Below are 24,891 nucleotides of genomic sequence, written 5' to 3'. Positions count from 1 at the left end.
GCACCTCACCCGTCACAGGGAATCCGGGGACAATCGTCCCGGGACAGCGACGCAGGGCGTGGAGAGGCGGCCGGAGATGGCGGGATTCAGTGGCTTCGGAAGGTCCGGCGGCACGGACGACGACGGGCGTCCCGAAGGGCGTGGCGACGGGCGTCCCGAAGGGCGCTTCGACGGGCGCCTGGACGGGTGGAAGGCGTACGCCTCCCGCTACGCGCTCCTGCCGCTGCGCGTCTTCCTCGGCATCACCTTCATCTACGCCGGCCTCGACAAGCTCACCGACGCCGGCTTCCTCGCGGACACCGGCCCCGAGTCGATCGGCGAGGTCATGCGGGGCGTCCGCGACACCTCGGCGCTTCCCGCCCTCGTCGACCTGGCCCTCAAGAACCCGGTCGGCTTCGGCTACGCCATCGCCCTCGGCGAGCTCGCCGTCGGCATCGGCACCCTCTTCGGCCTCTTCGCCCGGGTGGCCGCGCTCGGCGGGGCGCTGATCTCGCTGAGCCTCTGGCTGACGGTCAGCTGGCAGGTCAACCCCTACTACCTCGGCAACGACCTCGCCTATCTCATGTCCTGGCTCCCGCTGCTGCTCGCGGGCGCGCCCGTGCTCTCGCTCGACGCCCTGCTCGCCGACCGCCGCCGGATCAGATAGGCCGTCCAGGAGGCGAACGCCGCCAGGCCGAGGGCCCCGCCCAGCACCGGTATCACCATGTACCACGCGACCGACCAGGCGCCGGCGGCGTCGCCCGCGAACAGTGCCGCGAGGGCCAGCGCCGCCGCGCCCAGGATCAGCCGGCCGGGCCGGAACTCATGCAGCAGCACGGATGACCTCCACCTGTCCGACGCCGACCTCCAGCGAGAGGTCGAGGATGCCGCCCGGGGTGACGCCCGGCGGCGGGGCGAGCGTCCGGCTCTCGTCGAGGTCCGGCGCGATGTCGATGTCACCCGCCGGCTCCGTGGGCTCGGCCGACGGCGCCGGCGCCAGGGACGGCGCGGGCGGCACGGACGGCTGCCCGGAGGCCCGGCCCGGCGCGGACGGCGCGGCGGGGCGGGACGGGGCGGGCGGGGCCACCGGCGCGGCGGGGGAGCGGGTCGCGTGGTCCGGCGGCAGCCGCAGGTCGCCCAGACCCGCCTGGGCCCGCAGCTTCACCGTCGCGTTCCGCGGCACGATCACCTTCAGCTTGCCGGCGCCGACCTCCACCCCCGTCGTGACGGTCGTCCCCGCCGGGACGGCGAGGTCCGACAGATCGAGCGTGCCGATGCCCGTGCCCAGCTCGTACCGCGGCTGCACGGCCGCGACCGCGGCCGGGTGCCAGGTCTCGCGCGCCCAGACCGTCGAGATCTCCTTGGGCAGCACCGAGGCCACCGCGAGCAGACCCGCCGTCAGGACCATCAGACACAGCGTGCCGAAGCCGGTGCGGCCGAGGAAGCTGCTGACGACCAGGCCGAGGCCGATCACCGCGAGGGCGGCCGCCAGACCGATCTGCACGCTCGTGCCGAGCGGATGCCCCGACCAGGACAGGCCCGTGCCCAGGCCGCCCGCCAGCAGCGCGAGCAGGAACACCAGGCCGCCGATGGACGGCGGGCTCGCGTCCACCCGGCGCGACGGCGCCGGCCGGCCCGGCGCGCCCGGACCAGGACCCCACTGGCCGCCCGGTGTCGGCACCACGCCGTCGACCCTGCCGTCCTGGTCGACGATGCCGTGCGGGCCCCACAGATAGCCGATGGCCACCTTGCCGGTCGAACCGTCCTTGACGATCGGGTCGCGCCACCAGGACGGGAACTCCACCACCGGCGGCGCCTTGGTCTCCGGCGGCGCGTCGGCGACCGCGAGGGCGGCGGCCGGGTCTATCCGGCCGCCCTCCTCGGCGGTCGCGGCGACCGCCGGCCGGCGCTGCGACCACACCGCGGCGCCGCTCAGCGCGAGCGAGAGGACGAGCGCGAACGCCAGCGTCCCGCCGTTGTGCAGCATCGACAGGAAGATGCCGCAGCCCACCAGCGCCGTCAGCACCGCGGTCAGCGAGGAGCCCGAGACTCGGCCGGTGAGCAGCCTGCGGCCCTCGCTCTCCTCCTCGTCCGCGAGCGGGACCAGCAGCCACGCGAAGCCGTAGAAGATCAGCCCGACGCCTCCGGTCACCGCGAGCACGCCCAGCGCGACACGGAAGATCACCGGGTCCAGGTCGAAGTGCCGGCCGAGACCGCCGCACACCCCGGCCACGACCTTGTGCCCGCGCGAGCGCCGCAGCGGCGGGGCGGGCGGGACCTCCGCCGCCGGCGGGGCCTCGTGGTGCGAAGGCGTGGAACTCGTCATGCCTCCATGGTGACGGCCCGTGACCCGCCGCGGCACCGGGGCCGACCCTGCCTTGACCCTGATCTTCCGCCGGGGCCGGACCCCGAGACCGTTCCAGGGTCGATATCCGGGCCGACCCTGATGCCGTGGGGCCGCCGAACGTGTGACGATCAGTGCATGTCCGCATCCGCCCGTGTCACCGACATCGACGAACCGCCCGTGCGCAGGCTCTATCGAAGCGCCGACGGCCGGTGGCTCGGCGGTGTCGCGCGCGGTCTCGCAGGCCATCTCGGCCTGCCCGTGATCTGGGTTCGCGCCTTCTTCGTGGCCCTGATGCTCGCGGACGGGCTCGGCGCCCTGCTGTACGCGGTGTTCTGGATCGTCGTGCCGCTCGGCGTCGGCGGCCGCGCCGCGCCCCGCCCCGTGTTCGAGACCACCCCGGACGGCCGCAGACGGCTACGCAAGCCCGACCGCGGGCAGGTGTTCGCGCTGGTCGCGCTCGCGCTCGGGATCTCCGTGTTCGTCGGCAATCTCGACGTCGACAAGCAGGCCGGACGTTATGTCTGGCCGTCGCTGCTGATCGGTGTGGGTGTCGTCCTCGTCTGGCGGCAGGCGGACAACGCCCGCCGGGCCAGCTGGACCGACCCCGACCGGCGCCGGCGCGTCCTCCAGCTGGTCCGCGGCCTCGTCGGCGTGGCCCTGGTCGGCACGGGCCTCGCCGTCTTCCTCGTGGTCCGCGGCTCGATCACCCAGCTCGGCACGGCGCTGACCGCCGCCGTCGCGGTGCTCACCGGCATCGCGCTGCTCGCCGGTCCCTGGCTGGTGCGGATGTCGCAGGACCTCAGCGAGGAGCGCACGCTGCGCATCCGCGCCCAGGAGCGCGCCGAGGTCGCCGCCCACGTCCACGACTCCGTGCTGCACACCCTCACGCTGATCCAGCGCAACGCCGACGACGCCGGCGAGGTCCGCCGGCTCGCCCGCGCCCAGGAGCGCGAGCTGCGCAACTGGCTGTACAAGCCGGAGGGCACCGGCAAGGACGAGGACGAGGAGCCGGCCACGCTCGCCGAGGCCGTGAAGCGGGCCGCGGCCGAGGTCGAGGACAAGCACGGAGTCCCGCTGGAGGTCGTGGTCGTCGGCGACTGCCCGCTCGACGAGAAGCTGGCCGCCCAACTCCAGGCCGCACGCGAGGCGATGGTGAACGCCGCCAAGTACGGTGGCGAGGGCGGGCCGGTCCAGGTCTACGCGGAGGTGGAGGGCCGGACGGTCTTCGTCTCCGTGCGGGACCGCGGGCCCGGCTTCGACCTGGACGCCGTGCCGGCCGACCGGATGGGCGTACGAGAATCGATCATCGGCCGGATGCAACGCAACGGCGGATCGGCGCGGCTGCGGTCCGCTCAGGGCGGGGGCACCGAAGTGGAGCTGGAGATGGAGAGGGCGGACGGATGAGCGACGAGACCGGGACCGAGACCGGGATCGAGGCCGGGAGCGGGACGGCGGCACGGGGCGCGGGGCGCCGGGTGCGGGTCGTGCTAGTCGACGACCACCGGATGTTCCGCACCGGCGTGCAGGCCGAGATCGGCCGGACCGACGTGACCGGCGTCGAGGTGGTCGGCGAGGCCGCCGACGTGGACCAGGCGGTCACCGTGATCACCGCCACCCGGCCCGAGGTCGTCCTCCTCGACGTCCACCTGCCGGGCGGCGGCGGCGTCGAGGTGCTGCGCCGCTGCGCGAGCCTGATGGCGGCGCCCGAGGACCCGGTCCGCTTCCTGGCCCTGTCGGTGTCGGACGCGGCCGAGGACGTGATCGGCGTGATCCGCGGCGGGGCCCGCGGCTATGTCACCAAGACGATCACCGGCACCGACCTGGTCGACTCCATCTTCCGCGTCCAGGAGGGCGACGCCGTCTTCTCCCCGCGTCTGGCCGGCTTCGTCCTCGACGCCTTCGCCTCGACGGACGCGCCGCCGGTGGACGAGGACCTGGACCGGCTCACCCAGCGGGAGCGCGAGGTGCTGCGGCTGATCGCCCGCGGCTATGCGTACAAGGAGATCGCCAAGCAGCTGTTCATCTCGGTGAAGACGGTCGAGTCCCATGTCTCGGCGGTGCTGCGCAAGCTCCAGCTCTCCAACCGGCACGAGCTGACCCGCTGGGCGACCGCCCGCCGCCTGGTGTAGTCGCGGGCCCGTGCGGGCCCGTCAGCCGATCAGGCCGGCCGGGCCGTTGCCGGCCCGTCAGCCGATCCGGGTGGCGCCCGCGAAGGGCATCTCGTCGATCGGGGCGACCCGGACCGGGGCGCCCGGGCGCGGGGCGTGGATCATCTGCCCGCCGCCGATGTAGAGACCGACGTGGCTGATGCCGGAGTAGAAGAAGACCAGGTCGCCCGGCGCCAGTTCGGAGCGGGAGACCCGGCGGCCGGCGTTGATCTGGGTGTAGGTGGTGCGGGGCAGGGAGACTCCGGCGGCGCGCCAGGCGGCCTGGGTGAGGCCCGAGCAGTCGTAGGCGGACGGGCCGGTCGCGCCCCACACGTACGGCTTGCCGAGCTGCGCCCGGGCGAAGGCGATCGCCTCCGCGGCGCGGGTGTTCGGCGCCGAGACCGGCCCGCGGGCCGCCGAGCCGCGGTCGGCCCTGACCGCCGCCGTTCCCGTGCCGGCCGCGGCGCCCGCGCCGTCCCGGCCGGCCGCGGCCGCCTCGTAGCGGGCCCGCTCCTCGGCCGTGAGCCGGTCGAGCAGCTCGCGCGCCGCGGTCAGCTTGCCGCGCACGGCCGCCTTCTGCCGCCGCAGCTCCGCCTCCTGGGCCTGGAGTTCGCGCAGCCGGGTCTCCGCCTCGCCGCGCAGCTGCCGTACGGCTGCGAGCTCACGCCGTACGGAGGCGATGGCCGCCGCCTGCCGGTCCCCGGCCTTCTCGGCGAGCGCGGCCCGCTCCAGGTACTCGTCCGGGTCGGAGGTGAGCGCGAGCTGGACCGCCGGGTCGAGCCCGCCGGAGCGGTACTGGGCGGCGGCGATCGCGCCGAGCGCGTCGCGGGAGCGGTTGAGGCGTTCGGTCCTGCGGGCGGACTCGTCGCGCAGCCGGTCGAAGGCGGCCCGTGCCCGGTCGGCCCGCTCCTTGGCCCCGTTGTACTGCTCGGTGGCGGCCTCGGCCTCCTCGTACAGCCGGTCGACCTGCGACCTGACCTGCGCGGGAGTCGGCCGGGGCGTGGCCTGCCCGGAGCCTTCGAAGAGGGTCGCGGTGGCCGCGGAGGCGAGCGCCAGGGTGGCGGCGGTGCGGGCGGCCTGGCCGCCGAGCGGACCGAGCGGGGAGTGCTTGGGCTTGCGGTGCGCTGCCACGAGGGCGGGTCACATCCTCTCCCTGTGGGGGTCGCTGCCCGCCGGGGCCGGCGGCGGCCCGCACAGGGGAGACGGGCCGCCGCCGGTTTTCTCGGCGGGGGCGGCCGACAGCCGCCGGGTTCCGGCGGTGGTGGGGAGCCGGCCACCTGGGGCAGGACGCTAAACCTGGGCGGCGTCCGGCCGCCGCGTGTTGACCGTTATTGGCGCGCGATGGCGTTCCGTGACCGTTCCTGTTCGACGGGCCGGCGGCACGGCGGTGCTTGCGGCAGCCGCCTGACCGAAGCGCCGGACAAGGTGGACCCGCCCCGAAGGCGGTGCTATGGCCCCGGTTAGGCTCCGCCTCATGGACGTACTCATTCATGTCTTCGTCGCCCTGCACATCATCGGAATCGGCTCCCTGCTCGGCGGATTCCTCACCCAGATGAAGGCGATGGGCGCGGGTACGGCCCGCTTCACCCCGGCGATGCTGCACGGCGCCCTGACCATGCTCGTCACCGGCATCGCCCTCGTCGGGCTCAACCAGGCCGACGACCACACCGTGAACAACGTCAAGATCGGCATCAAGCTCGCCGTCCTCGTCGTCATCCTCGGCCTCGTCTACGTCAAGCGCGACGAGGAGAAGATCGACAAGGGCCTCTTCGGCGCCGTCGGCGGCCTGACCATGGCGAACATCTTCATCGCGACCCTCTGGGTCTGAGCGGCCCTCCGGGTCCGGGCGGCCTCCGGGCCGGACCGGCGCTCCGGCTGAGGCCGGCGGCCCGGGCGGACGGCCTCAGGGTCCGAGCGGACGGCCTCAGGGTCCGAGCGGAGGGCCTCAGACCGGGCGCACGCTCCCGTAGATCGGCATGTAGTAGATCGACTCCTCGCGCACGTACGCTCCCGGCTTCGGCGCGTGGATCATCTTCCCGCCGCCGATGTAGAGACCGACGTGGCTGATGTCGTCGTAGAAGAAGACGAGGTCGCCGGGCAGCAGGTCGTCCGTCGCGACCCGGTCGCCGACCTTCACCTGGTCCCAGGTCGTCCGCGGCAGGTCGACGCCCGCCGCCCGCCAGGCGGCCTGGGTGAGCCCGGAGCAGTCGTACGAGCTCGGGCCGGTCGCGCCCCACACGTAGGGCTTGCCGATCTGGGCCCGCGCGAAGGCCAGCGCCTCGGCGGCCTTCGCCGCGTACGTCGTACCGGACGGCGCGGGCACCGTCGGCCTCGGCGCCGGCCGGGTCTCCTCCTGGCGCTTGCGCGCCGCCGCGGCCGCCGCCTCCGCCTTCGCCCGCTCCTCCGCCTTGCGGCGCGCCTCCGCCTCGCGCCGCCGCTCCAGCTCCGCGAGCCGCGCCTTCTCCTCGGCCGTCAGCCGCGCGAGCAGCGTGCGCGCCTCGGCGAGCTTGCCCTGGACGACCTGCTTGCCGGCGCGCAGCCTCTCCTGCGAGGCGGTGAGCTCCGCGAGGCTCCGGGACGCCTTCGCCCGCAGCCCGGCCGCCGCGGCCCGCCGGTCCTCGTAGTCCGCGACCACCGTGCGCTGCCGCTCGGAGAGCCGGTCCATCAGGTGCCGCTGGTCGAAGTAGTCCTGCGGGCTGTCCGCGAAGATCAGCGTCGCGGTCGGGCCGACGGCGCCCGTGCGGTACTGGGCCGCCGCGTAGGAGCCGAGGGCGCGGCGCGCGGTGTTGATCTCCTCGGTGCGGCGGGCCACGTCGTCGAGGAGCCGGTCGACCTCGCGCCTGCGGCGGTCGGTGGCCTCCTTGGCCCGGTCGTACTCCTGCGTCGCGGCGCCGGCCTCCTGATACAGCCGGTCGACCTTCTTCTGCACCTCCTCCACCGTCGGCCGGGGCTTCGGCGCGGCCGGGGCCGCGTGGGCGCTCTGCGCCGGGAGCAGCGCGACCGAGGCCGTGAGCGAGGCGAGGGCGGCCGTCGTGACGCCGACGGCGGGAGCGTGCGAGCGGGGCGTGCGCGGCTTGCGGTGGGACGCCAAGGCCGGCCTCTCCTTCCGTGGACACCGGCACACGGCGGCTCGACTGCCGCGGGGCAGGGCCGGGTCCGGCGTGGGCGGCCCGCTCGGCGTGGATCGCCGACGGTGGAGACCGGTAGGGGTCGGGCTGCTTGGGCGAGCACGCTAGCGAGCCGCGGGACGGCTGGGAAGGCCGATGTTCGATATGCCCGATACATTTTCGTGACCTGATGCGGACGGGCACCCTCCGTACCGCATCGGTGACTTTGAGAGGGGGCGGCGCGCTGTCAGTGGCTCCCCCTAGACTCGTGGGTGCGATGAGCAACAGCCTCTTTGACGACAGCTTCCTGGCGAGCCTCCAGCACCACGCGGAGGAGCCCCCGCCCCCGCCCGAGGACGCCGAGCATGGCGCCCACGCCGCGGAGGAGGTCCCGCACGACCTCTTCGGCGACCACTTCGACACGCCCCCGGCCGGCCGGGACGCGTACTACCGCGACGGCGCCCACCGGCCCGTCGTGGACCCCGCCGCGCTCCTGGACGGGCTCAACGAGCAGCAGCGCGCCGCCGTCGTCCACACCGGCTCCCCGCTGCTCATCGTCGCCGGCGCCGGCTCCGGCAAGACCCGGGTGCTGACCCACCGCATCGCCCACCTCCTGGCCACCCGGCACGTCCACCCCGGCCAGATACTGGCGATCACCTTCACCAACAAGGCCGCCGGCGAGATGAAGGAGCGCGTCGAGCAGCTCGTCGGACCGCGCGCCAACGCCATGTGGGTCTCCACCTTCCACAGCGCCTGCGTGCGCATCCTGCGCCGCGAGTCCAAGCGCCTCGGCTTCACGTCCTCCTTCTCGATCTACGACGCCGCCGACTCCAAGCGCCTGATGGCGCTGGTCTGCCGCGACCTGGACCTCGATCCCAAGCGCTTCCCGCCGAAGTCCTTCAGCGCCAAGGTCTCCAACCTGAAGAACGAGCTGATCGACGAGGAGAGCTTCGCCGACCAGGCCGCCGACGGCTTCGAGAAGACCCTCGCCGAGGCCTACCGGATGTACCAGGCGCGGCTGCGCGAGGCCAACGCTCTGGACTTCGACGACATCATCATGACGACGGTCCACCTGCTCCAGGCCTTCCCGGACGTCGCCGAGCACTACCGCCGCCGCTTCCGGCACGTCCTCGTCGACGAGTACCAGGACACCAACCACGCCCAGTACACGCTGGTCCGCGAGCTGGTCGGCACCGGGTACGAGGACCTCGGCCCGGCCGAGCTGTGCGTCGTCGGCGACGCCGACCAGTCCATCTACGCCTTCCGCGGCGCGACCATCCGCAACATCCTCCAGTTCGAGGAGGACTACCCGGACGCGACCACGATCCTGCTGGAGCAGAACTACCGCTCCACCCAGACGATCCTGTCCGCCGCCAACGCCGTCATCGAGCGCAACGAGTCCCGCCGCCCCAAGAACCTGTGGACCAACGCGGGCGCCGGCGCGCAGATCACCGGATACGTCGCCGACACCGAGCACGACGAGGCCCAGTTCGTCGCCGACGAGATCGACCGGCTCACGGACACCGGCGACGCCAAGGCCGGCGACGTCGCCGTCTTCTACCGCACCAACGCGCAGTCCCGTGTCTTCGAAGAGATCTTCATCCGCGTCGGACTGCCCTACAAGGTCGTCGGCGGCGTGCGCTTCTACGAGCGCAAGGAGGTCCGCGACGTCCTCGCCTACCTGCGCGTCCTCGCCAACCCCGAGGACAACGTGCCGCTGCGCCGCATCCTCAACGTCCCCAAGCGGGGCATCGGCGAGCGCGCCGAGGCGATGATCGACGCCCTCGCGCTGCGCGAGAAGATCACCTTCCCGCAGGCGCTCAAGCGCGTCGACGAGGCGTACGGCATGGCGGCCCGCTCCGCCAACGCCGTCAAGCGCTTCAACACCCTCATGGAAGAGCTGCGCACCATCGTCGACTCCGGCGCCGGCCCGGCCGTCGTCCTGGAGGCCGTGCTCGAACGGACCGGGTACCTGGCCGAGTTGCAGGCCTCGACCGACCCGCAGGACGAGACCCGCATCGAGAACCTCCAGGAACTCGCCGCGGTGGCCCTGGAGTTCGAGCAGGAGCGCGGCGAGGAAGGCGGCTCGCTCGCCGAGTTCCTGGAGCAGGTCGCCCTCGTCGCCGACTCCGACCAGATCCCCGACGAGGACGAGGAGGGCTCGGGCGTCATCACCCTCATGACCCTCCACACCGCCAAGGGCCTTGAGTTCCCGGTCGTCTTCCTCACCGGCATGGAGGACGGCGTCTTCCCGCACATGCGGGCCCTCGGCCAGACCAAGGAGCTGGAGGAGGAGCGCCGCCTGGCGTACGTGGGCATCACCCGCGCCCGCGAGCGGCTGTATCTGACCCGTTCCGCGATGCGCAGCGCCTGGGGCCAGCCCTCGTACAACCCGGCCTCGCGCTTCCTGGAGGAGATCCCGGCCACGTATCTGGAGTGGAAGCGGAGCGGTCCGATGGCCAAGCCGGCCGGGCCGACCTCGGGCATCACGTCCTCGCTCTCCTCCTCGCGCTCCCGCTCCGGGCCCTCGGGCTTCGCCACCCGCCGCACCAGCGACAAGCCGGTGATCTCGCTCCAGGTCGGCGACCGGGTCACCCACGACCAGTTCGGCCTGGGCACGGTCATGGCCGTGACGGGCGCGGGCGCGGACGCGCAGGCCACGATCGACTTCGGCGACGAGAAGCCGAAGCGGCTGCTGCTGCGGTACGCGCCGGTCGAGAAGCTGTAGCGGATCGGCGTACGCGAAGGGGCCCCGGCCGGATGTCGGCGGGGCCCCTTCGCGTAGGTGCTTCCGTGCGGGTCCGCGTACGAGGTGTCGTACGGGCGTCAGCTGGTCGGGTCGAGTCCGTGGCGCAGCAGCCAGGGCAGCGGGTCGATCGCCGCGCCGCCGTTCGGCCGGACCTCGAAGTGGAGGTGCGGGCCGGTGGAGTTGCCGGAGTTGCCGGAGTACGCGATGACGTCGCCGGCCTTGACCTTGCCGGAGCGGATCTTGGTGCTGCTGAGGTGGCAGTACCAGGTCTCGGTGCCGTCCGGGGACGTCACGATCGCCATGTTGCCGTAGGCGCTGTTCCACTGCGTGCGGACGGTGCCGTCGGTCGCGGCCATCACGGGCGTGCCGTACTGCACGGGGAAGTCGATGCCGGTGTGCAGCGACATCCAGTTGACGCCGGCCTGGCCGTAGCGGGCGCTGAGCTGGTGCAGCTTCACCGGGAGCAGGAACTTCGGCCGCAGTGCCTCCTTGCGGGCCGCCTCCTCCTCGCGCTTCTTCTTCTCCGCCTCCTGGCGGAGCTTCAGGTCGATGCGCTCCTGGGTGCGGCTGGCGCGGTCGCCGAAGTCGCGGGCGTCGGCGCTGAGCGCGGCGAGCTGCGTGTCCAGCTCGCTGTTGGCGGCGACCTGCTTCACGGAGGCCGGGTCGGCGGCGGCCAGGGACGTCGTGTCGTCCTTGGCGTCGGAACCGCCGTCGGTGAGGCCGCCGACGGAGGCGGCCGCGATGCCGGCGACGCCCATGACACAGGCGGACGGGACGGCGACCGTCAGGAGCGCGGAGCGCTTGGCGGGCGTACGGCGCCGGCCGCGGCTGCCGCCACCGCCGGAACGGCGTACGGGCCGGGCGGGAAGCTCGGCGTCGCTCGGCACCGGGGAGGGCCCGGCCAGGTCCGGATCGATCTCCAGGGCGACCATGGTCTCGGCGTTGTGGAAGGCGTCCTCGTACGTCTCGGCCGCGTAGCCGTGCGTGTCGTGCGCGTCCTGGGTGCCGTGGAGGTCCTGCGCTTCGTCGAAGGCAAACTCGGCGGTGTGCTCCGGGGCGTAGTGCTCCTCGGGGGCGTACTGCTCGTCCGAGGCGTACTGCTCGGGCGAGTACTGCTCCGGGATGTACTGCTGCGGGACGACCGGCTCGGGCGTGGCGCCGGCGGTCTGGTTCCAGGCGGTGGCGTCGTAGCTGCCGGTCTCGAAGCCGGGCGTCGTCCACTGGCCGGTGGCGTCGTACGTGTCGTACGAGGCGTGCGCATCCTGGGAGGCGAAGGCGGCCGTTTCGTACGTGCCGGTCTGCTGGGCCTCGGTCCACGCGGTGGCGTCCCACTGGCCGGTGGCGGTGTACGAGCCGTAGGAGCCGCTGTCCCACTGACCGCCGCTGTAGTCGCTGTAACCGCTGTATCCGTGCTGCTGCTGGTCGGAGTGCGGTGCGTACTCCGCGTACTCCGTGTATCCCGTGTAGCCGCTCTGACCTGCGTCGTAGCCGGCGTCATAAGTGCCGAACAGGGGGTCGACGGCGAAGCTGCCCGTGGTCTGGGTGGCGTCCGTGACGTACCCGGCGTGGGGGTGCTGGTCGTTCACCAACTTCTCTCTCGCCTCGGCAGCAGGGGGTCAAGCAAGGGCTTGAGCGGAGGGCCAAGCAGTGGCGTGACTGTACCCGGCGGTATGCGCGCCCGACAATCTTCGCCGGGTTTCGAGCTGCCAGGAAACGGGCAATCGGCCGTCTTTCGGCGGGTTGCGGAGAGACCTTTGGCTCTGTGTTCGAAGAACGTTCGAAGAACGGCGGTGCTCTGTCGGCCCGTCAGGCCACCGATGCCGCCCCGGCGGCCCCGGCCTGCCCGTCGCGCGCCTCGCCCGACCGCCCGCCCTCGTCGAGCGCCTCGAGGATGCCGGCCGCGACCGCCGGGTGCACCGGCAGCGCCAGGTGCCCTATGCCGCTGACGCGCACGTTGTGCGCCCGCAGATCCGGATGGTCGAGCCGGGCCGTCTCCACCGGCACCATCACCTGGTCCAGATCGCTCCAGAAACTCACGAACCGGGTCCGGCAGCCCGGCGCCGGGCCCGCGAGCTCACGCAGCACCTCCGAACCGGGCCGCATCTGCCGCACCAGCGGATGGGCGTCGCCGAGCAGCGGCACGAACGTGGTGCCGGAATGCGGCGTGCCCAGCATGACCAGGGTCCGCACCCGGGCGTCACCGCCGCGGCACTGCACGTAATAGCGGGCGATGAGACCGCCCAGGCTGTGGCCCACCAGGTCGACCTCGGTGTGACCGGTCCGGGCGAGCAGCTTCTCGACCCGCCGCCCGAGCACCTCGGCGGCGGTCCGCAGGTCGCAGGTGAGCGGAGAGTAGTTGAGCGAGGCGACGTGGTCACGGCCGTGCCGGGCGAGCGCGCGGCGCAGCATCACGAAGACCGAGCGGTTGTCGACGAAGCCGTGGAGCAGGACGACCGGGCGGGTGGCGGACCGGTCGCCGGCACGCTCCGGAATCGCCTGGCGACGTTCGGCGACGAGCCCGGAAGGGTAGAGGAACAGATGGCCGGCCAGCACCGCGAGCTCCAGTGCGGTGGCCTTCAGACGTGCGGTGGGAACGAGATCCATCGCCGACCTCCGTCCCGGTACGACGGTGCGCCGCACCTCCGTGCCGTGCGGTTGGCGGCGGCACGGTGATACGGCGACCCCGTGGCGGCTCCTCCAGGGAGCGAAAAACGTCCCACGTGTGATTTCCCCCTCGCTGCCCACCGCGAAACGGGCCGGTGCGGGATGCTGGCGATAACGTTCGTTCACCTCCCCGGCAACGAAGCCCGGGGGTCGCATGTGGAGGCAGTGATGGGTGTGACCGGTCCGATCCGCGTGGTGGTCGCCAAGCCGGGTCTCGACGGCCACGATCGCGGGGCCAAGGTGATCGCGCGGGCGCTGCGCGACGCGGGTATGGAGGTCATCTACACGGGTCTGCACCAGACCCCGGAACAGATCGTGGACACGGCGATCCAGGAGGACGCCGACGCGATCGGCCTCTCGATCCTCTCCGGCGCCCACAACACGCTCTTCGTGAAGGTCATCGAGCTCCTGAAGGAGCGCGACGCGGAGGACATCAAGGTCTTCGGCGGCGGCATCATCCCGGACGCGGACATCGCACCGCTGAAGGAGAAGGGCGTCGCGGAGATCTTCACGCCGGGCGCGACGACGACGTCGATCGTGGACTGGGTGAACGCGAACGTCCGCGCGGCGGCCTGACGGCCGGTCGGCCTGACGGCCCGGTTGGCCTGCGGCCTGGCGGCTTGACGGCCTGCGGCCTGCGGCCGGTCGGTCTGCGGCCGGTCGGCCTGCGGCCGGTCGGCCTGCGGCCGGTTGGTCTGCGGCCTGCGGCCTGGCGCCGGTTGGCCTGTGGCCTGGCGGCTGGTTGGCCTGCGGCCGGTAGGTCTTCGGCCGGTCGGCCTGTGGCCTGGCGGCCGGTCGGTCTGCGGCCTGGTGGTCGGCCTGCGGTCTGCGGCCTGGCGGTCTGCGGCCGGTCGGCCTGGCGGCCGGTTGGCCTGTGGCCTGGCGGCTTGACGGCCGGTCGGCTTGCGGCCTGTGGCCTGGCGGCCTTGCGGTCCGGGTGGCGGCCTGGGGGCCGGTTGGTCGGACACGACGGGCGCTGGTGCGGCCCGGCCCGACGGGCCGGGAGGGCGCCGGCGTGCGTTCGGCACGGGCGGGCGCGCCGGGCCGCACGCTGTCGGTCGTACCCGCCGCCCGGGTGACCGGGCCGGCGCTGCCGCTCGCACGATCGGCGGCCCGGTGGGGCCGCTGGTCAGGCCGGCGCCAGTTCCGCGTGCATCGCCGCGCGCAGATCCAGGGTGGAGACCAGGCGCTGGAAGGCCTCGGACCAGTAGGCCGCGGCGCCGGGGGAGGCGTCCTCCGGCTCGGCCGGAAGGGCCGTGAGGGCGGCCAGCTGCGGCGCGGCCGACGGTGACAGGCAGCGTTCGGCCAGGCCCATCACCCCGCTGAAGCTCCATGGGTAGCTGCCCGCGTCCCGGGCGATGTCCAGGGCGTCCACCACCGCCCGGCCCAGCTCCTCCGACCACGGCACCGTGCACACGCCGAGCAGCTGGAACGCCTCCGACAGGCCGTGCGCCGCGATGAACGCCGCCACCCACGCCGCCCGCTCCTCCTGTGACAGCGTCGACAGCAGCTGGGCCCGCTCCGCGAGCGAGGACGTGCCGGGACCGGAGGTCTGCGGCGACGCGGGCGCGCCGAGCAGGGCCCGGGACCAGTCCGCGTCGCGCTGACGCACCGCCGCCCGGCACCAGGCCGCGTGCAGCTCGGCCCGCCAGTCGTCGGCGACCGGCAGCGCGACGATCTCCTCCGGCCGGCGCCCGCCGAACCGCGCCGGCCAGCAGTCGAGCGGCGCCGCCTCCACCAGCTGGCCCAGCCACCAGGACCGCTCACCGCGCCCGGTCGGCGGCGTCGCGACCACTCCGTCGTGCCGCATGCCCGCGTCGCACTCGTGCGGCGCCTCCACGACGATCGTCTCGGCGCCCTCCGTACGGTCGAGGGACACGCACGACGCGGCGCGTTCCGCCATCCGCGCGGCCAGCGCGGAGGACGGCAGCGCCGACAGCAGCTCGGCGGCCGTCGCCCGCACGTTGCGGCTGCGGTCGGCCAGGGCCGCCTCCAGGAACTCCTCGTCCGACGCGCTCAGCCCCGCCCGCAGCGAGTCCAGGAACATCAGCCGGTCCTCGGCCCGTTCCGCGGCCCAGGTGCCGGCGAGCAGCTCCCGGCCCCGGTCCGCGTCCCGAGCCCGTACGGCCGAGAGCAGGGCGACCCGCTCCGCGAACAGGCCCTCCTCCCACAGCGCCGTCACGCCGTCCGGGTCGGCCGGGTCGGGCAGGGCGCCGCCCGCGCCGGCGCCGCGCAGCGCGAACTTCCAGTCCGGGTTGAGCCGGGCCAGCCACAGCCCGCGCGGCCCGGCGAAGGCCAGGGCCTGCGGCCGCAGGTCGGTCCTGGCGCGGGCGGCGTCGAGCAGCGCGGGCAGCGCGGCGGCCGGCGCGCCGTAACCGTGCTCGTTGGCGGCGGCCAGCCACTGCGGCAGCAGCTCGGCCAGGTCCGGCGCGGCTCCGCGCCGCCCTCCGGACGGCGCGGGCGCGGCCCGGCCCGCGAGCAACTGCGCCAGCCGGCGCCGGGCCGCCTCCGGCAGCCGTCGGCGGCCGTCCTCCGGCGCGGCCTCCAGCGGCGGCGCGGCGGGCCCGGGCCGCAGCCCCGCCCTGCGCCGTACGGTGTGCACGGCGGCGGCGTCGAGCAGCGCGACGGGCGCCGCGTCCCCGGCGTCGTGCCGCGCGAGCGGCTTCCGGTCGGTGCCCAGCAGCGCCGACGTGACGAGCTCTTCCCAGGCGTCCATGGACTCTCCTCCAGAGGTGTGTTCCGGACCGGTCGACGACACTCAGACGAGCGGCACCGTCTCGCCGGGCGCGTCCGGCGCCCAGGCCGCGAGCGGCCTGAAGCCCTGGTGCCCGACCTCGCCGAACACGGTCACCGGCGCCCCGCCCGACAGGGCGACCAGCCGCCAGAGACCGGGATGGTTCTGCGCGGCCCGGGTCAGCGGTATCGCCTCCCGCGGCGCCTCGCCCGCGGCCGGGAGGCCGGTGTCCGGCCGCTCGTCGGCATGCGGCGCCACCGCGTGCGCCACGTGCCCCGCGTCGCCCGCGGAGCCCGGAGCGTCCGCCGGGGGCCGGGCGTCCGCGAGTTGCCAGCCGTCCTCCGCGCGGGCCGGGACCACGTCCGTGAGGGTGACCGGCCAGGTGTCGAGCCAGGGATCCTCGCGCAGGGCGCGGCCGTAGGCGGCGAGGGCGGCGGCGACGGGACCGCCGACGGGCGGCGGGGCGGGCACGGCGGGCGTGGCGAACTGCTCGACCAGCTCGACCAGCTCGGCGCGCAGACCGCCGCTCGCCTCGTACGGTCGGAGCTCGGCCTCGACGACCGCACCGACCGGAAAGGCCAGTTGGGGCGAGCGTCCTACCGGGCCGAACGACAGCAGCAGGGCCGTACGGCCGGTGCTCCGGCCGTGCAGCCAGATGCGGCGCGTGGTCAGGCGGCTGTCGGACGAGTCGTACTGCGCGAGCACCAGCCAGTGGTCCCGCACCACGGGACCCTCCGGCGGGGCCGTCAGGCCCACCCGGCTGCGTACCGTCGCGGCCAGCGGACCCGGCAGCCGGTCGGCGGACAGCCAGGCCCGGTCGAGGAGATGGGTCAGCGCGCACTCCTCCAGGAGCCGCACCGGCCAGCCCGGCCCTGATCCCGCTAGGGCGCCCAACTCCCGGACCCGCCCCGCCAGTCCGGGCGCCTGCGCGTCGACCATGCGGGCCGCCGTCTCCTCCCACAGCCCGTACCCCGGGCGGTCCGCCGACGCCAGCCCGCCGCGCAGCAGATCGGCGAGCCGCTGCTCCAACTCCTGCGCACCCGCCGTGATCCGGGCCGCCCGGCGCTCCGCCCGCCGGCGCGCCGCCTCGGGATCGGCCGGGCCCGGGTCGCCCGGACCGCCCGCGTCGGCGGCGGCCCGGGCGGCCTCCGCCCGGGCGCGGCGGCCCGCGAGCCACTCCTCCGCCCAGTCCGGTGCCTTGACGTCCTCGTCACCGCCGACGGCGTCGACACCGCCGTCCGCCCAGAGCAGCAGCAGCCCCAGCGCGTGCTTGCACGGGAACTTCCGACTCGGACAACTGCACGTGTACGCGGGCCCCGTGACGTCCACCACCGTGCGATACGGCGTTCTGCCGCTGCCCTTGCACAGGCCCCACACGGCCCCGCCGCCGGAGCCCGTGCCGGACCACGGCCCGGCCGAGCCCAGCTTGCCCCCCGCTTTGCGCGACGCGTCGTCAGGAGCCAGTGCCAGCACCTGTTCCGCCGTCCAGCGCACCCCCTGCTCAGTCATACGAACGACCGTACGGGCCGCCACTGACAACGCCCTCGGAGCGGCCCTGACCTGCGGTTTCCACCGGGCCGGGACGATTGTCAGTGGCATGGTGCACCGTGGATCCCACAGCAGGTCGAACGATCTGGAGGGGGACCCATGACCCTGCCCGAAACCACCACGGATACCTCCCGCGGCGAGGCCCTGCGGCCCCATGCCGAGGACGCCTTCGCCCACGAACTCGCCGCGCTGGCCGCGGTCGACGACCGGCCGCGCCCCGCCCGCTGGCGGCTCTCGCCGTGGGCCGTCGCCACCTATCTCCTCGGCGGCACACTCCGCGACGGCACCGTCGTCACACCCAAGTACGTGGGCCCGCGCCGCATCGTCGAGGTCGCCGTCACCACGCTCGCCACCGACCGCGCCCTCCTCCTGCTCGGTGTGCCCGGCACCGCCAAGACCTGGGTGTCCGAGCACCTGGCCGCCGCCGTCAGCGGCGACTCCACGCTCCTCGTCCAGGGCACCGCCGGCACGCCCGAGGAAGCCATCCGCTACGGCTGGAACTACGCGCAGCTGCTCGCCCACGGCCCGAGCCGCGCCGCCCTCGTGCCCAGCCCGGTCATGCGCGCCATGGCCGAGGGCATGACCGCCCGGGTCGAGGAGCTGACCCGCATCCCCGCCGACGTGCAGGACACCCTCATCACGATCCTGTCCGAGAAGACCCTGCCGATCCCCGAACTGGGCGAGGAGGTGCAGGCCGTCGGCGGCTTCAACCTCATCGCCACCGCCAACGACCGCGACCGCGGCGTCAACGACCTCTCCAGCGCCCTGCGCCGCCGCTTCAACACCGTCGTGCTGCCGCTGCCCGCCACGCCGGACGCCGAGGTGGACATCGTGGCGCGGCGCGTCGACCAGATCGGGCGCTCGCTCGACCTGCCGGCCGTTCCGGAGGGCGTGGACGAGATCCGCCGGGTCGTCACCGTCTTCCGCGAGCTGCGCGACGGAGTGACCACCGACGGCCGCACCAAGCTCAAGTCGCCCTCCGGGACGCTGTCGACGGCCGAGGCGATCTCCGTCGTCACCGGCGGTCTCGCCCTCGCGGCGCACTTCGGCGACGGCGTGCTGCGCTCGGCCGACGTCGCGGCCGGACTGCTCGGCGCGGTGGTCCGCGACCCGGCCGCCGACCGGGTGATCTGGCAGGAGTATCTGGAGACGGTCGTGCGCGAGAGAGAGGGATGGAAGGACTTCTACCGCGCGTGCCGCGAGGTGACCGCATGACGCCCGCCGCCGCCCGCGACGCCGGCCGCGCGCCCGACGCCGGCCACGGCGACACCGACCGCGCGTCCGACGCCGGCACCCGCGCCGACACCCACGGCCTCGGTGTGGGCGCCCGCGACGCCGACCGAGCGTCCGACGCCGGGGCCGGCATCCGGGAGGCCGACCGCGCGTCCGACGGCGGCACCCGCGCCGACACCCGCGGCCCCGGTGCGGGCGCCCGGTCCGAGGCCGGTTGCGGGCCGCTCGTGCTCGGGGTGCGGCATCACGGGCCCGGGTCCGCGCGGGCCGTGCGCGCGGCGCTCGAGGCGGGGCGGCCCAAGGCGGTGCTCATCGAAGGGCCGCCCGAGGCGGACGCGCTCGTGGCGCTCGCCGCCGACGAGGAGATGCGGCCGCCCGTCGCGCTGCTCGCGCACGCCGTGGACGATCCCGGCCGGGCCGCGTTCTGGCCGATGGCCGAGTTCTCGCCCGAGTGGGTCGCCATCCGCTGGGCCCTCACGCACGGCGCCCAGGTCCGCTTCATCGACCTGCCCGCCGCCCACACCCTCGCCGCCACCGACCCCACCTGGGGCGACGAGGACGAGACCGACGGCCACGGCGGCGGCCTGCGCATCGACCCCGTGGCCGAACTCGCCACCACCGCCGGCTACGACGACGCCGAGCGCTGGTGGGAGGACGTGGTCGAACTGCGCGGCGGCGACGACCCGTTCGCGCCCTTCGACGCCCTCGCCGAGGCCATGGGCGCGCTGCGCGAGGCGTACGGGCACGGCGGCCACCCGCGCGACGTCGTCCGCGAGGCGTACATGCGGATCCAGCTGCGCGCCGCGCAGAAGGAGTTCGGCGACGACGTGGCCGTCGTCTGCGGCGCCTGGCACGTGCCCGCCCTGCGCCGGAAGACCGGCGTCACCGCCGACCGCGCCCTGCTCAAGGGCCTGCCCAAGGTGAAGACCGAGCTGACCTGGGTCCCCTGGACGCACCGCCGGCTCGCCCGGCGCTCCGGGTACGGCGCGGGCATCGACGCCCCGGGCTGGTACGGGCACCTGTTCACCGTGCCCGACCGGCCCGTCGAACGGTGGATGACCAAGGTCGCCGGGCTCCTCAGGGACGAGGACTTCGCCGTCTCCTCCGCCCACGTCATCGAGGCCGTACGGCTCGCCGACACCCTCGCCGTCATGCGCGGCCGCCCGCTGGCCGGGCTCGGCGAGACCACCGACGCCGTCCGCGCCGTCATGTGCGACGGCTCCGACATCCCTCTCGACCTGGTCCGCGACCGGCTCGTCGTCGGCGACGTCCTCGGCACGGTGCCGGCCGCCGCGCCCGCCGTACCGCTCCAGCGCGACCTGGAGCGGCTCCAGCGCCGCCTGCGCCTCAAGCCCGAGGCGCACGAGCGCGAGCTCGAACTCGACCTGCGCAAGGACAACGACGCGGCCCGCAGCCGGCTGCTGCACCGGCTGCGGCTGCTCGGCGTCGCATGGGGCGCGCCCGTCGCGGGCCGCGGCTCCACCGGCACCTTCCGGGAGAGCTGGCGGCTGCGCTGGGAGCCGGAGCTGCACGTCCAGGTCGCCGAGGCGGGCGTGTGGGGCACCACCGTCGAGGCCGCCGCCACCGCCAAGGCCGAGGCACGCGCCGGCGCCGCCGGTGACCTCGTCGGCATCACCGCCCTCGCCGAGCAGTGCCTGCTCGCCGGGCTCACCGAAGCCCTGCCCGCCGTCCTGCACGCGCTCGCCGACCGCGCCGCCCTCGACAGCGACGTCGCCCACCTCGCCCAGGCCCTGCCCGCGCTCGCCCGTTCCCTGCGCTACGGCGACGTGCGCGCCACGGACACCGCCGCGCTCGGCGAGGTCGCCGCCGGCCTCGCCGAACGGATCTGCGTCGGCCTGCCGCCCGCCTGCACGGGCCTCGACACCGACGCCGCCGCGGAGATGCGCGAGCGCGTCGACGGCGTCCACGCCGCCGTGGCCCTCCTGACCACCCGCCGGCCCGGCCCCGACGGCCACCCCGACGGCGGCCCCGCCGCCACCAGCACCGGCGCCGCCGCCCACGACGGGCTCCGGGACCGGTGGGCCGGAGTGCTGCGGAAGCTGGCGGGGCGCGAGCGGGTGCCCGGCGTGCTGCGCGGCCGGGCCGTGCGGCTGCTGCTGGACGAGGGCCGGCTCGAGGACGGCGAGGCCGCCCGGCTCATGGGGCTCGCGCTGTCGCCCGGGACCGCGCCCGCCGACGCCGCCGCCTGGATCGAGGGCTTCGTCGGCGGCGCCTCCGGCGGCGGACTGCTGCTCGTCCACGACGAGCGGCTGCTCGCGCTGGTCGACGCGTGGCTCGCCGGCGTGCCGGCCGACGCCTTCACCGACGTGCTGCCGCTGCTGCGCCGTACCTTCGCCGCCTACGAGCCCGGCGTCCGCCGCACCCTCGGCGAGCTCGTCGCCCGCGGGCCCGCCACCGCCGGCGGCGCCGGCCCCGCCGTCACCACGCCCGGCTTCGCCGCCGCCCTCGACGAGGAGCGCGCCGACGGCGTCCTGCCCCTGCTCCAGCTGATCCTCGGTACGGAGGTAACCGCATGACGACCCCCACCACCGCCGACGAGCGGCTGCGCCGCTGGCGGCTCGTCCTCGGCGGCGGCGAGGCCGACGGCACCGGCCGGGCCCTCACCGGCACCGACGCCGCCATGGACGGCGCGCTCGGCGCCCTGTACGACAAGGGCCCCGGCGGGCCCGGCTCCGGCCGCGACCGCTCGGCCGGTCTCGGCGGGTCCGCGCCCTCCGTCGCCCGCTGGCTCGGCGACATCCGCACGTACTTCCCCAGCTCCGTCGTGCAGGTCATGCAGCGCGACGCCATCGAGCGGCTCGGCCTCGCCACCCTCCTCCTGGAGCCCGAGATGCTGGAGGCCGTCGAGGCGGACGTCCACCTCGTCGGCACCCTGCTCTCGCTCAACAAGGCCATGCCGGAGACCACCAAGGAGACCGCGCGGGCCGTCGTCCGCAAGGTCGTCGACGACCTCGAGAAGCGGCTGGCCACCCGCACCCGGGCGACCCTCACCGGCGCCCTCGACCGCTCCGCGCGGATCAGCCGGCCCCGCCACCGGGACATCGACTGGGACCGCACGCTGCGCGCCAACCTCAAGAACTACCTCCCCGAACACCGCACGGTCGTCCCCGAGCGGCTGGTCGGCTACGGCCGGGCCTCCCGGTCGGTCAGGAAGGAGGTCGTCATCTGCATCGACCAGTCCGGCTCCATGGCCGCCTCCGTCGTCTACGCCTCCGTCTTCGGTGCCGTCCTCGCCTCCATGCGGTCGCTCGCCACCCGCCTCGTCGTCTTCGACACCGCCGTCGTCGACCTCACCGACCAGCTCGACGACCCCGTCGACGTCCTCTTCGGCACCCAGCTCGGCGGCGGCACCGACATCAACCGGGCCCTCGCCTACTGCCAGTCGAAGATCACCCGCCCCGCCGACACCGTCGTCGTCCTCATCAGCGACCTCTACGAGGGCGGCATCCGCGACGAGATGCTCAAGCGGGTCGCGGCGATGAAGGCGTCCGGCGTGCAGTTCGTGGCCCTCCTCGCGCTGTCCGACGAGGGCGCGCCGGCCTACGACCGGGACCACGCCGCCGCGCTGGCCGCGCTCGGCGCGCCCGCCTTCGCCTGCACTCCCGACCTCTTCCCCGAGGTCATGGCGGCGGCCCTCGAGAAGCGCCCGCTTCCGATACCCGAGGCCTGAGACGCCGAAGCCCGCCCCGAAGCCCGAGACGCCGAGCCCGACCCGCGGCCCGAGACGCCGAAGCCCGCCCGAAGCCCGCCCGAAGCCCGCCCCAAGCCCGCCCCCACCCCGCCCCGGACCCACGCCCGCAGCGGGTGCGGAATCCGTCGCCGGGCGGCCCTGGACGGACACCCGGACGGGCGCGCACGCTGTCACTGAGGCCCATATCACACCCCGGGCCGGACGCCCCTCACTCCGCCGCCCGGCGTGCCGTGAGGGCCGCAACGCCCGCGCCCGGCCTGCCCCAAGGGCCCCGCCGCACCCCGCCCCCGACCCTACGGACCGCCCCGCCGGCCCTACGTTCTGTGACCCGTATCACCGCTCCGTTGTGATCTGCGATTTAGGGACCCACGGCCCACGGGGATAACCTGCGAGACGGACATGCCGCGTCCACGGACACCGTGTACGCCTCCCTAGTGACAGCGCAGTCACGTTGCCCTTCGCGGCACGCCCACGCAGACAACGAACCGCGATCATCTAGAAAAGGGACGCGCGTGGACCTGTTCGAGTACCAGGCGAGGGACCTCTTCGCCAAGCACGGTGTACCGGTGCTGGCCGGTGAAGTCATCGACACGCCTGAGGCGGCGCGCGAGGCCACCGAGCGGCTTGGCGGCAAGTCGGTCGTCAAGGCGCAGGTGAAGGTCGGTGGCCGCGGCAAGGCCGGCGGCGTCAAGCTGGCCGCCACCCCGGACGAGGCCGTCGCCCGCGCGACGGACATCCTGGGCATGGACATCAAGGGCCACACGGTCCACAAGGTGATGATCGCGGAGACCGCTCCGGAGATCCTCGAGGAGTACTACGTCTCGTACCTCCTCGACCGCACCAACCGCACCTTCCTCGCCATGGCCTCCGTCGCCGGCGGCATGGACATCGAGGAGGTCGCCGCGACGACCCCCGAGAAGCTCGCGAAGGTCCCGGTCGACGCCAACAACGGCGTGGACATCGAGAAGGCCCGTGAGATCGTCGCCCTGGCCCAGTTCCCGGCCGAGGTCGCCGAGAAGGTCGCCGAGGTCCTCGTGACCCTGTGGAAGACCTTCGTCGCCGAGGACGCGCTCCTCGTCGAGGTCAACCCGCTGGCGAAGGTCGCCTCCGGCGACGTCATCGCCCTCGACGGCAAGGTGTCCCTGGACGCCAACGCCGACTTCCGTCAGCCCGAGCACGAGGCGCTCGAGGACAAGGCCGCAGCCAACCCGCTCGAGGCTGCCGCCAAGGCCAAGGGCCTCAACTACGTGAAGCTCGACGGCGAGGTCGGCATCATCGGCAACGGCGCCGGCCTGGTCATGTCGACCCTGGACGTCGTCGCGTACGCCGGTGAGAACCACGGCGGCGTGAAGCCCGCCAACTTCCTCGACATCGGCGGCGGCGCCTCCGCCGAGGTCATGGCGAACGGCCTGGAGATCATCCTCGGCGACCCGGACGTCAAGTCCGTGTTCGTCAACGTCTTCGGTGGCATCACCGCCTGTGACGAGGTCGCCAACGGCATCGTCCAGGCCCTGGAGCTCCTCGCCTCGAAGGGCGAGGAGGTCACCAAGCCGCTGGTCGTGCGCCTCGACGGCAACAACGCGGAGCTGGGTCGCAAGATCCTGTCCGACGCCAACCACCCGCTGGTGCAGCGTGTGGACACCATGGACGGCGCGGCCGACAAGGCCGCCGAGCTCGCGGCTGCGAAGTAAGGGACGAGGACACACAGCCATGGCTATCTTCCTCAACAAGGACAGCAAGGTCATCGTCCAGGGCATGACCGGTGCCACGGGCATGAAGCACACCAAGCTCATGCTGGGTGACGGCACGAACATCGTCGGCGGCGTGAACCCGCGCAAGGCCGGCACGACCGTCGACTTCGACGGCACCGAGATCCCGGTCTTCGGCACCGTCGCCGAGGCGATGAAGGAGACCGGCGCCAACGTCTCGGTCCTCTTCGTCCCGCCGGCCTTCGCCAAGGCCGCCGTGGTCGAGGCGATCGACGCCGAGATCCCGCTCGCCGTCGTCATCACCGAGGGCATCGCCGTCCACGACTCCGCCGCGTTCTACGCGTACGCCGTGGAGAAGGGCAACAAGACCCGCCTCATCGGCCCGAACTGCCCCGGTCTCATCACCCCGGGCCAGTCCAACGCCGGCATCATCCCGGGCGACATCACCAAGCCGGGCCGCATCGGCCTGGTCTCGAAGTCCGGCACGCTGACGTACCAGATGATGTACGAGCTCCGCGACATCGGCTTCTCCTCCGCCGTCGGCATCGGTGGCGACCCGGTCATCGGCACCACGCACATCGACGCCCTGGCGGCCTTCGAGGCCGACCCGGACACCGACCTGATCGTCATGATCGGTGAGATCGGCGGCGACGCCGAGGAGCGTGCGGCCGACTTCATCAAGGCCAACGTCACCAAGCCGGTCGTCGGCTACGTCGCGGGCTTCACCGCGCCCGAGGGCAAGACCATGGGCCACGCCGGCGCCATCGTCTCCGGCTCCTCCGGCACCGCCCAGGCGAAGAAGGAGGCCCTCGAGGCCGCCGGTGTCAAGGTCGGCAAGACCCCGACCGAGACCGCCAAGCTGGCGCGCGCGATCCTCGCGGGCTGACACGGGCTGAACGCACAGCAGCCCGACGGGCCGTGAACGAGTGGGCCCCGCCCCTCCCGGGAGACCGGGCGGGGGC

General features: G+C 74.1%; 18 protein-coding genes. 11 read left to right on the top strand and 7 right to left on the bottom strand.

What is annotated here, in order from left to right:
• Positions 1-76 precede the first annotated feature (76 nt).
• The gene (locus ACIGO8_RS04345; protein WP_399723563.1) at positions 77-646 is read left to right on the top strand and encodes a DoxX family protein; all 570 of its coding nucleotides are present in this window, start codon (positions 77-79) and stop codon (positions 644-646) included.
• A 156-nt stretch (positions 647-802) separates the two neighbouring features.
• Here the strand turns inward: ACIGO8_RS04345 and ACIGO8_RS04340 are convergent, their stop codons facing one another.
• Positions 803-2,305, bottom strand: a complete 1,503-nt coding sequence (locus tag ACIGO8_RS04340; protein ID WP_399723561.1) for a PspC domain-containing protein — start codon at positions 2,303-2,305, stop codon at positions 803-805.
• A gap of 156 nt (positions 2,306-2,461) precedes the next feature.
• Here ACIGO8_RS04340 and ACIGO8_RS04335 point away from each other — a divergent pair, with 156 nt between their 5' ends.
• Together ACIGO8_RS04335 and ACIGO8_RS04330 are read left to right on the top strand one after the other, a co-directional pair.
• A complete protein-coding gene (locus tag ACIGO8_RS04335; RefSeq protein WP_399723559.1) occupies positions 2,462-3,730 on the top strand; it encodes a PspC domain-containing protein in 1,269 nt (422 codons plus the stop codon).
• Complete coding sequence (locus tag ACIGO8_RS04330; protein WP_399723557.1) at positions 3,727-4,455, top strand: LuxR C-terminal-related transcriptional regulator; 729 nt, start codon at positions 3,727-3,729, stop codon at positions 4,453-4,455. Before ACIGO8_RS04335 ends, ACIGO8_RS04330 begins: the two co-directional genes overlap by 4 nt.
• A 57-nt stretch (positions 4,456-4,512) precedes the next feature.
• Here the strand turns inward: ACIGO8_RS04330 and ACIGO8_RS04325 are convergent, their stop codons facing one another.
• Positions 4,513-5,604, bottom strand: a complete 1,092-nt coding sequence (locus ACIGO8_RS04325; protein WP_399723555.1) for an NlpC/P60 family protein — start codon at positions 5,602-5,604, stop codon at positions 4,513-4,515.
• A gap of 343 nt (positions 5,605-5,947) precedes the next feature.
• Here ACIGO8_RS04325 and ACIGO8_RS04320 point away from each other — a divergent pair, with 343 nt between their 5' ends.
• Positions 5,948-6,301: a hypothetical protein gene (locus ACIGO8_RS04320; RefSeq protein ID WP_399723553.1), complete on the top strand. Its 354-nt coding sequence runs from the start codon at positions 5,948-5,950 to the stop codon at positions 6,299-6,301.
• A gap of 117 nt (positions 6,302-6,418) precedes the next feature.
• On the opposite strand, the gene ACIGO8_RS04315 is transcribed toward ACIGO8_RS04320, so the two are convergent.
• A complete protein-coding gene (locus ACIGO8_RS04315; protein WP_399723551.1) occupies positions 6,419-7,564 on the bottom strand; it encodes an NlpC/P60 family protein in 1,146 nt (381 codons plus the stop codon).
• A 293-nt stretch (positions 7,565-7,857) separates the two neighbouring features.
• Between ACIGO8_RS04315 and pcrA the strand changes: the two genes are divergently transcribed.
• Positions 7,858-10,308, top strand: a complete 2,451-nt coding sequence (gene pcrA / locus ACIGO8_RS04310; protein ID WP_399723550.1) for a DNA helicase PcrA — start codon at positions 7,858-7,860, stop codon at positions 10,306-10,308.
• A 98-nt stretch (positions 10,309-10,406) separates the two neighbouring features.
• Here pcrA and ACIGO8_RS04305 read toward each other — a convergent pair whose 3' ends face one another.
• Together ACIGO8_RS04305 and ACIGO8_RS04300 are read right to left on the bottom strand one after the other, a co-directional pair.
• The gene (locus tag ACIGO8_RS04305; protein ID WP_399723549.1) at positions 10,407-11,915 is read right to left on the bottom strand and encodes a M23 family metallopeptidase; all 1,509 of its coding nucleotides are present in this window, start codon (positions 11,913-11,915) and stop codon (positions 10,407-10,409) included.
• A gap of 220 nt (positions 11,916-12,135) precedes the next feature.
• The gene (locus ACIGO8_RS04300) at positions 12,136-12,933 is read right to left on the bottom strand and encodes an esterase/lipase family protein (protein ID WP_399723547.1); all 798 of its coding nucleotides are present in this window, start codon (positions 12,931-12,933) and stop codon (positions 12,136-12,138) included.
• 228 nt (positions 12,934-13,161) lie between these two features.
• On the opposite strand from ACIGO8_RS04300, the gene ACIGO8_RS04295 reads away from it, so the two are divergent.
• Positions 13,162-13,569, top strand: a complete 408-nt coding sequence (locus tag ACIGO8_RS04295) for a cobalamin B12-binding domain-containing protein (RefSeq protein ID WP_399723545.1) — start codon at positions 13,162-13,164, stop codon at positions 13,567-13,569.
• A 553-nt stretch (positions 13,570-14,122) separates the two neighbouring features.
• Here ACIGO8_RS04295 and ACIGO8_RS04290 read toward each other — a convergent pair.
• Positions 14,123-15,709 (bottom strand): DUF5691 domain-containing protein, encoded by a 1,587-nt coding sequence (locus tag ACIGO8_RS04290; protein ID WP_399723543.1) that lies wholly within the window; start codon positions 15,707-15,709, stop codon positions 14,123-14,125.
• Positions 15,710-15,751: 42 nt separating this feature from the next.
• Complete coding sequence (locus tag ACIGO8_RS04285; protein ID WP_399723541.1) at positions 15,752-17,236, bottom strand: SWIM zinc finger family protein; 1,485 nt, start codon at positions 17,234-17,236, stop codon at positions 15,752-15,754.
• 138 nt (positions 17,237-17,374) lie between these two features.
• Between ACIGO8_RS04285 and ACIGO8_RS04280 the strand changes: the two genes are divergently transcribed.
• The 5 genes from ACIGO8_RS04280 to sucD all read left to right on the top strand — a co-directional run bounded on the left by ACIGO8_RS04280 (position 17,375) and on the right by sucD (position 24,815).
• Positions 17,375-18,490 carry an AAA family ATPase gene (locus tag ACIGO8_RS04280; RefSeq protein WP_399723539.1) on the top strand — a complete coding sequence of 372 codons (1,116 nt, stop codon included), beginning with the start codon at positions 17,375-17,377 and terminating at the stop codon, positions 18,488-18,490.
• Complete coding sequence (locus tag ACIGO8_RS04275) at positions 18,487-21,045, top strand: DUF5682 family protein (protein WP_399723537.1); 2,559 nt, start codon at positions 18,487-18,489, stop codon at positions 21,043-21,045. The genes ACIGO8_RS04280 and ACIGO8_RS04275 overlap by 4 nt, the downstream gene beginning before the upstream one ends.
• A complete protein-coding gene (locus ACIGO8_RS04270) occupies positions 21,042-22,199 on the top strand; it encodes a VWA domain-containing protein (protein ID WP_399723535.1) in 1,158 nt (385 codons plus the stop codon). The genes ACIGO8_RS04275 and ACIGO8_RS04270 overlap by 4 nt, the downstream gene beginning before the upstream one ends.
• A gap of 533 nt (positions 22,200-22,732) precedes the next feature.
• The gene (gene sucC / locus ACIGO8_RS04265; RefSeq protein WP_399723533.1) at positions 22,733-23,911 is read left to right on the top strand and encodes an ADP-forming succinate--CoA ligase subunit beta; all 1,179 of its coding nucleotides are present in this window, start codon (positions 22,733-22,735) and stop codon (positions 23,909-23,911) included.
• Positions 23,912-23,930: 19 nt separating this feature from the next.
• The gene (gene sucD, locus ACIGO8_RS04260) at positions 23,931-24,815 is read left to right on the top strand and encodes a succinate--CoA ligase subunit alpha (protein WP_365337725.1); all 885 of its coding nucleotides are present in this window, start codon (positions 23,931-23,933) and stop codon (positions 24,813-24,815) included.
• Positions 24,816-24,891 lie beyond the last annotated feature (76 nt).

The organism is Streptomyces sp. NPDC053493, from assembly GCF_044544825.1.
Classification (GTDB): domain Bacteria; phylum Actinomycetota; class Actinomycetes; order Streptomycetales; family Streptomycetaceae; genus Streptomyces.
This window is presented reverse-complemented; position numbering and strand designations above follow the sequence as displayed.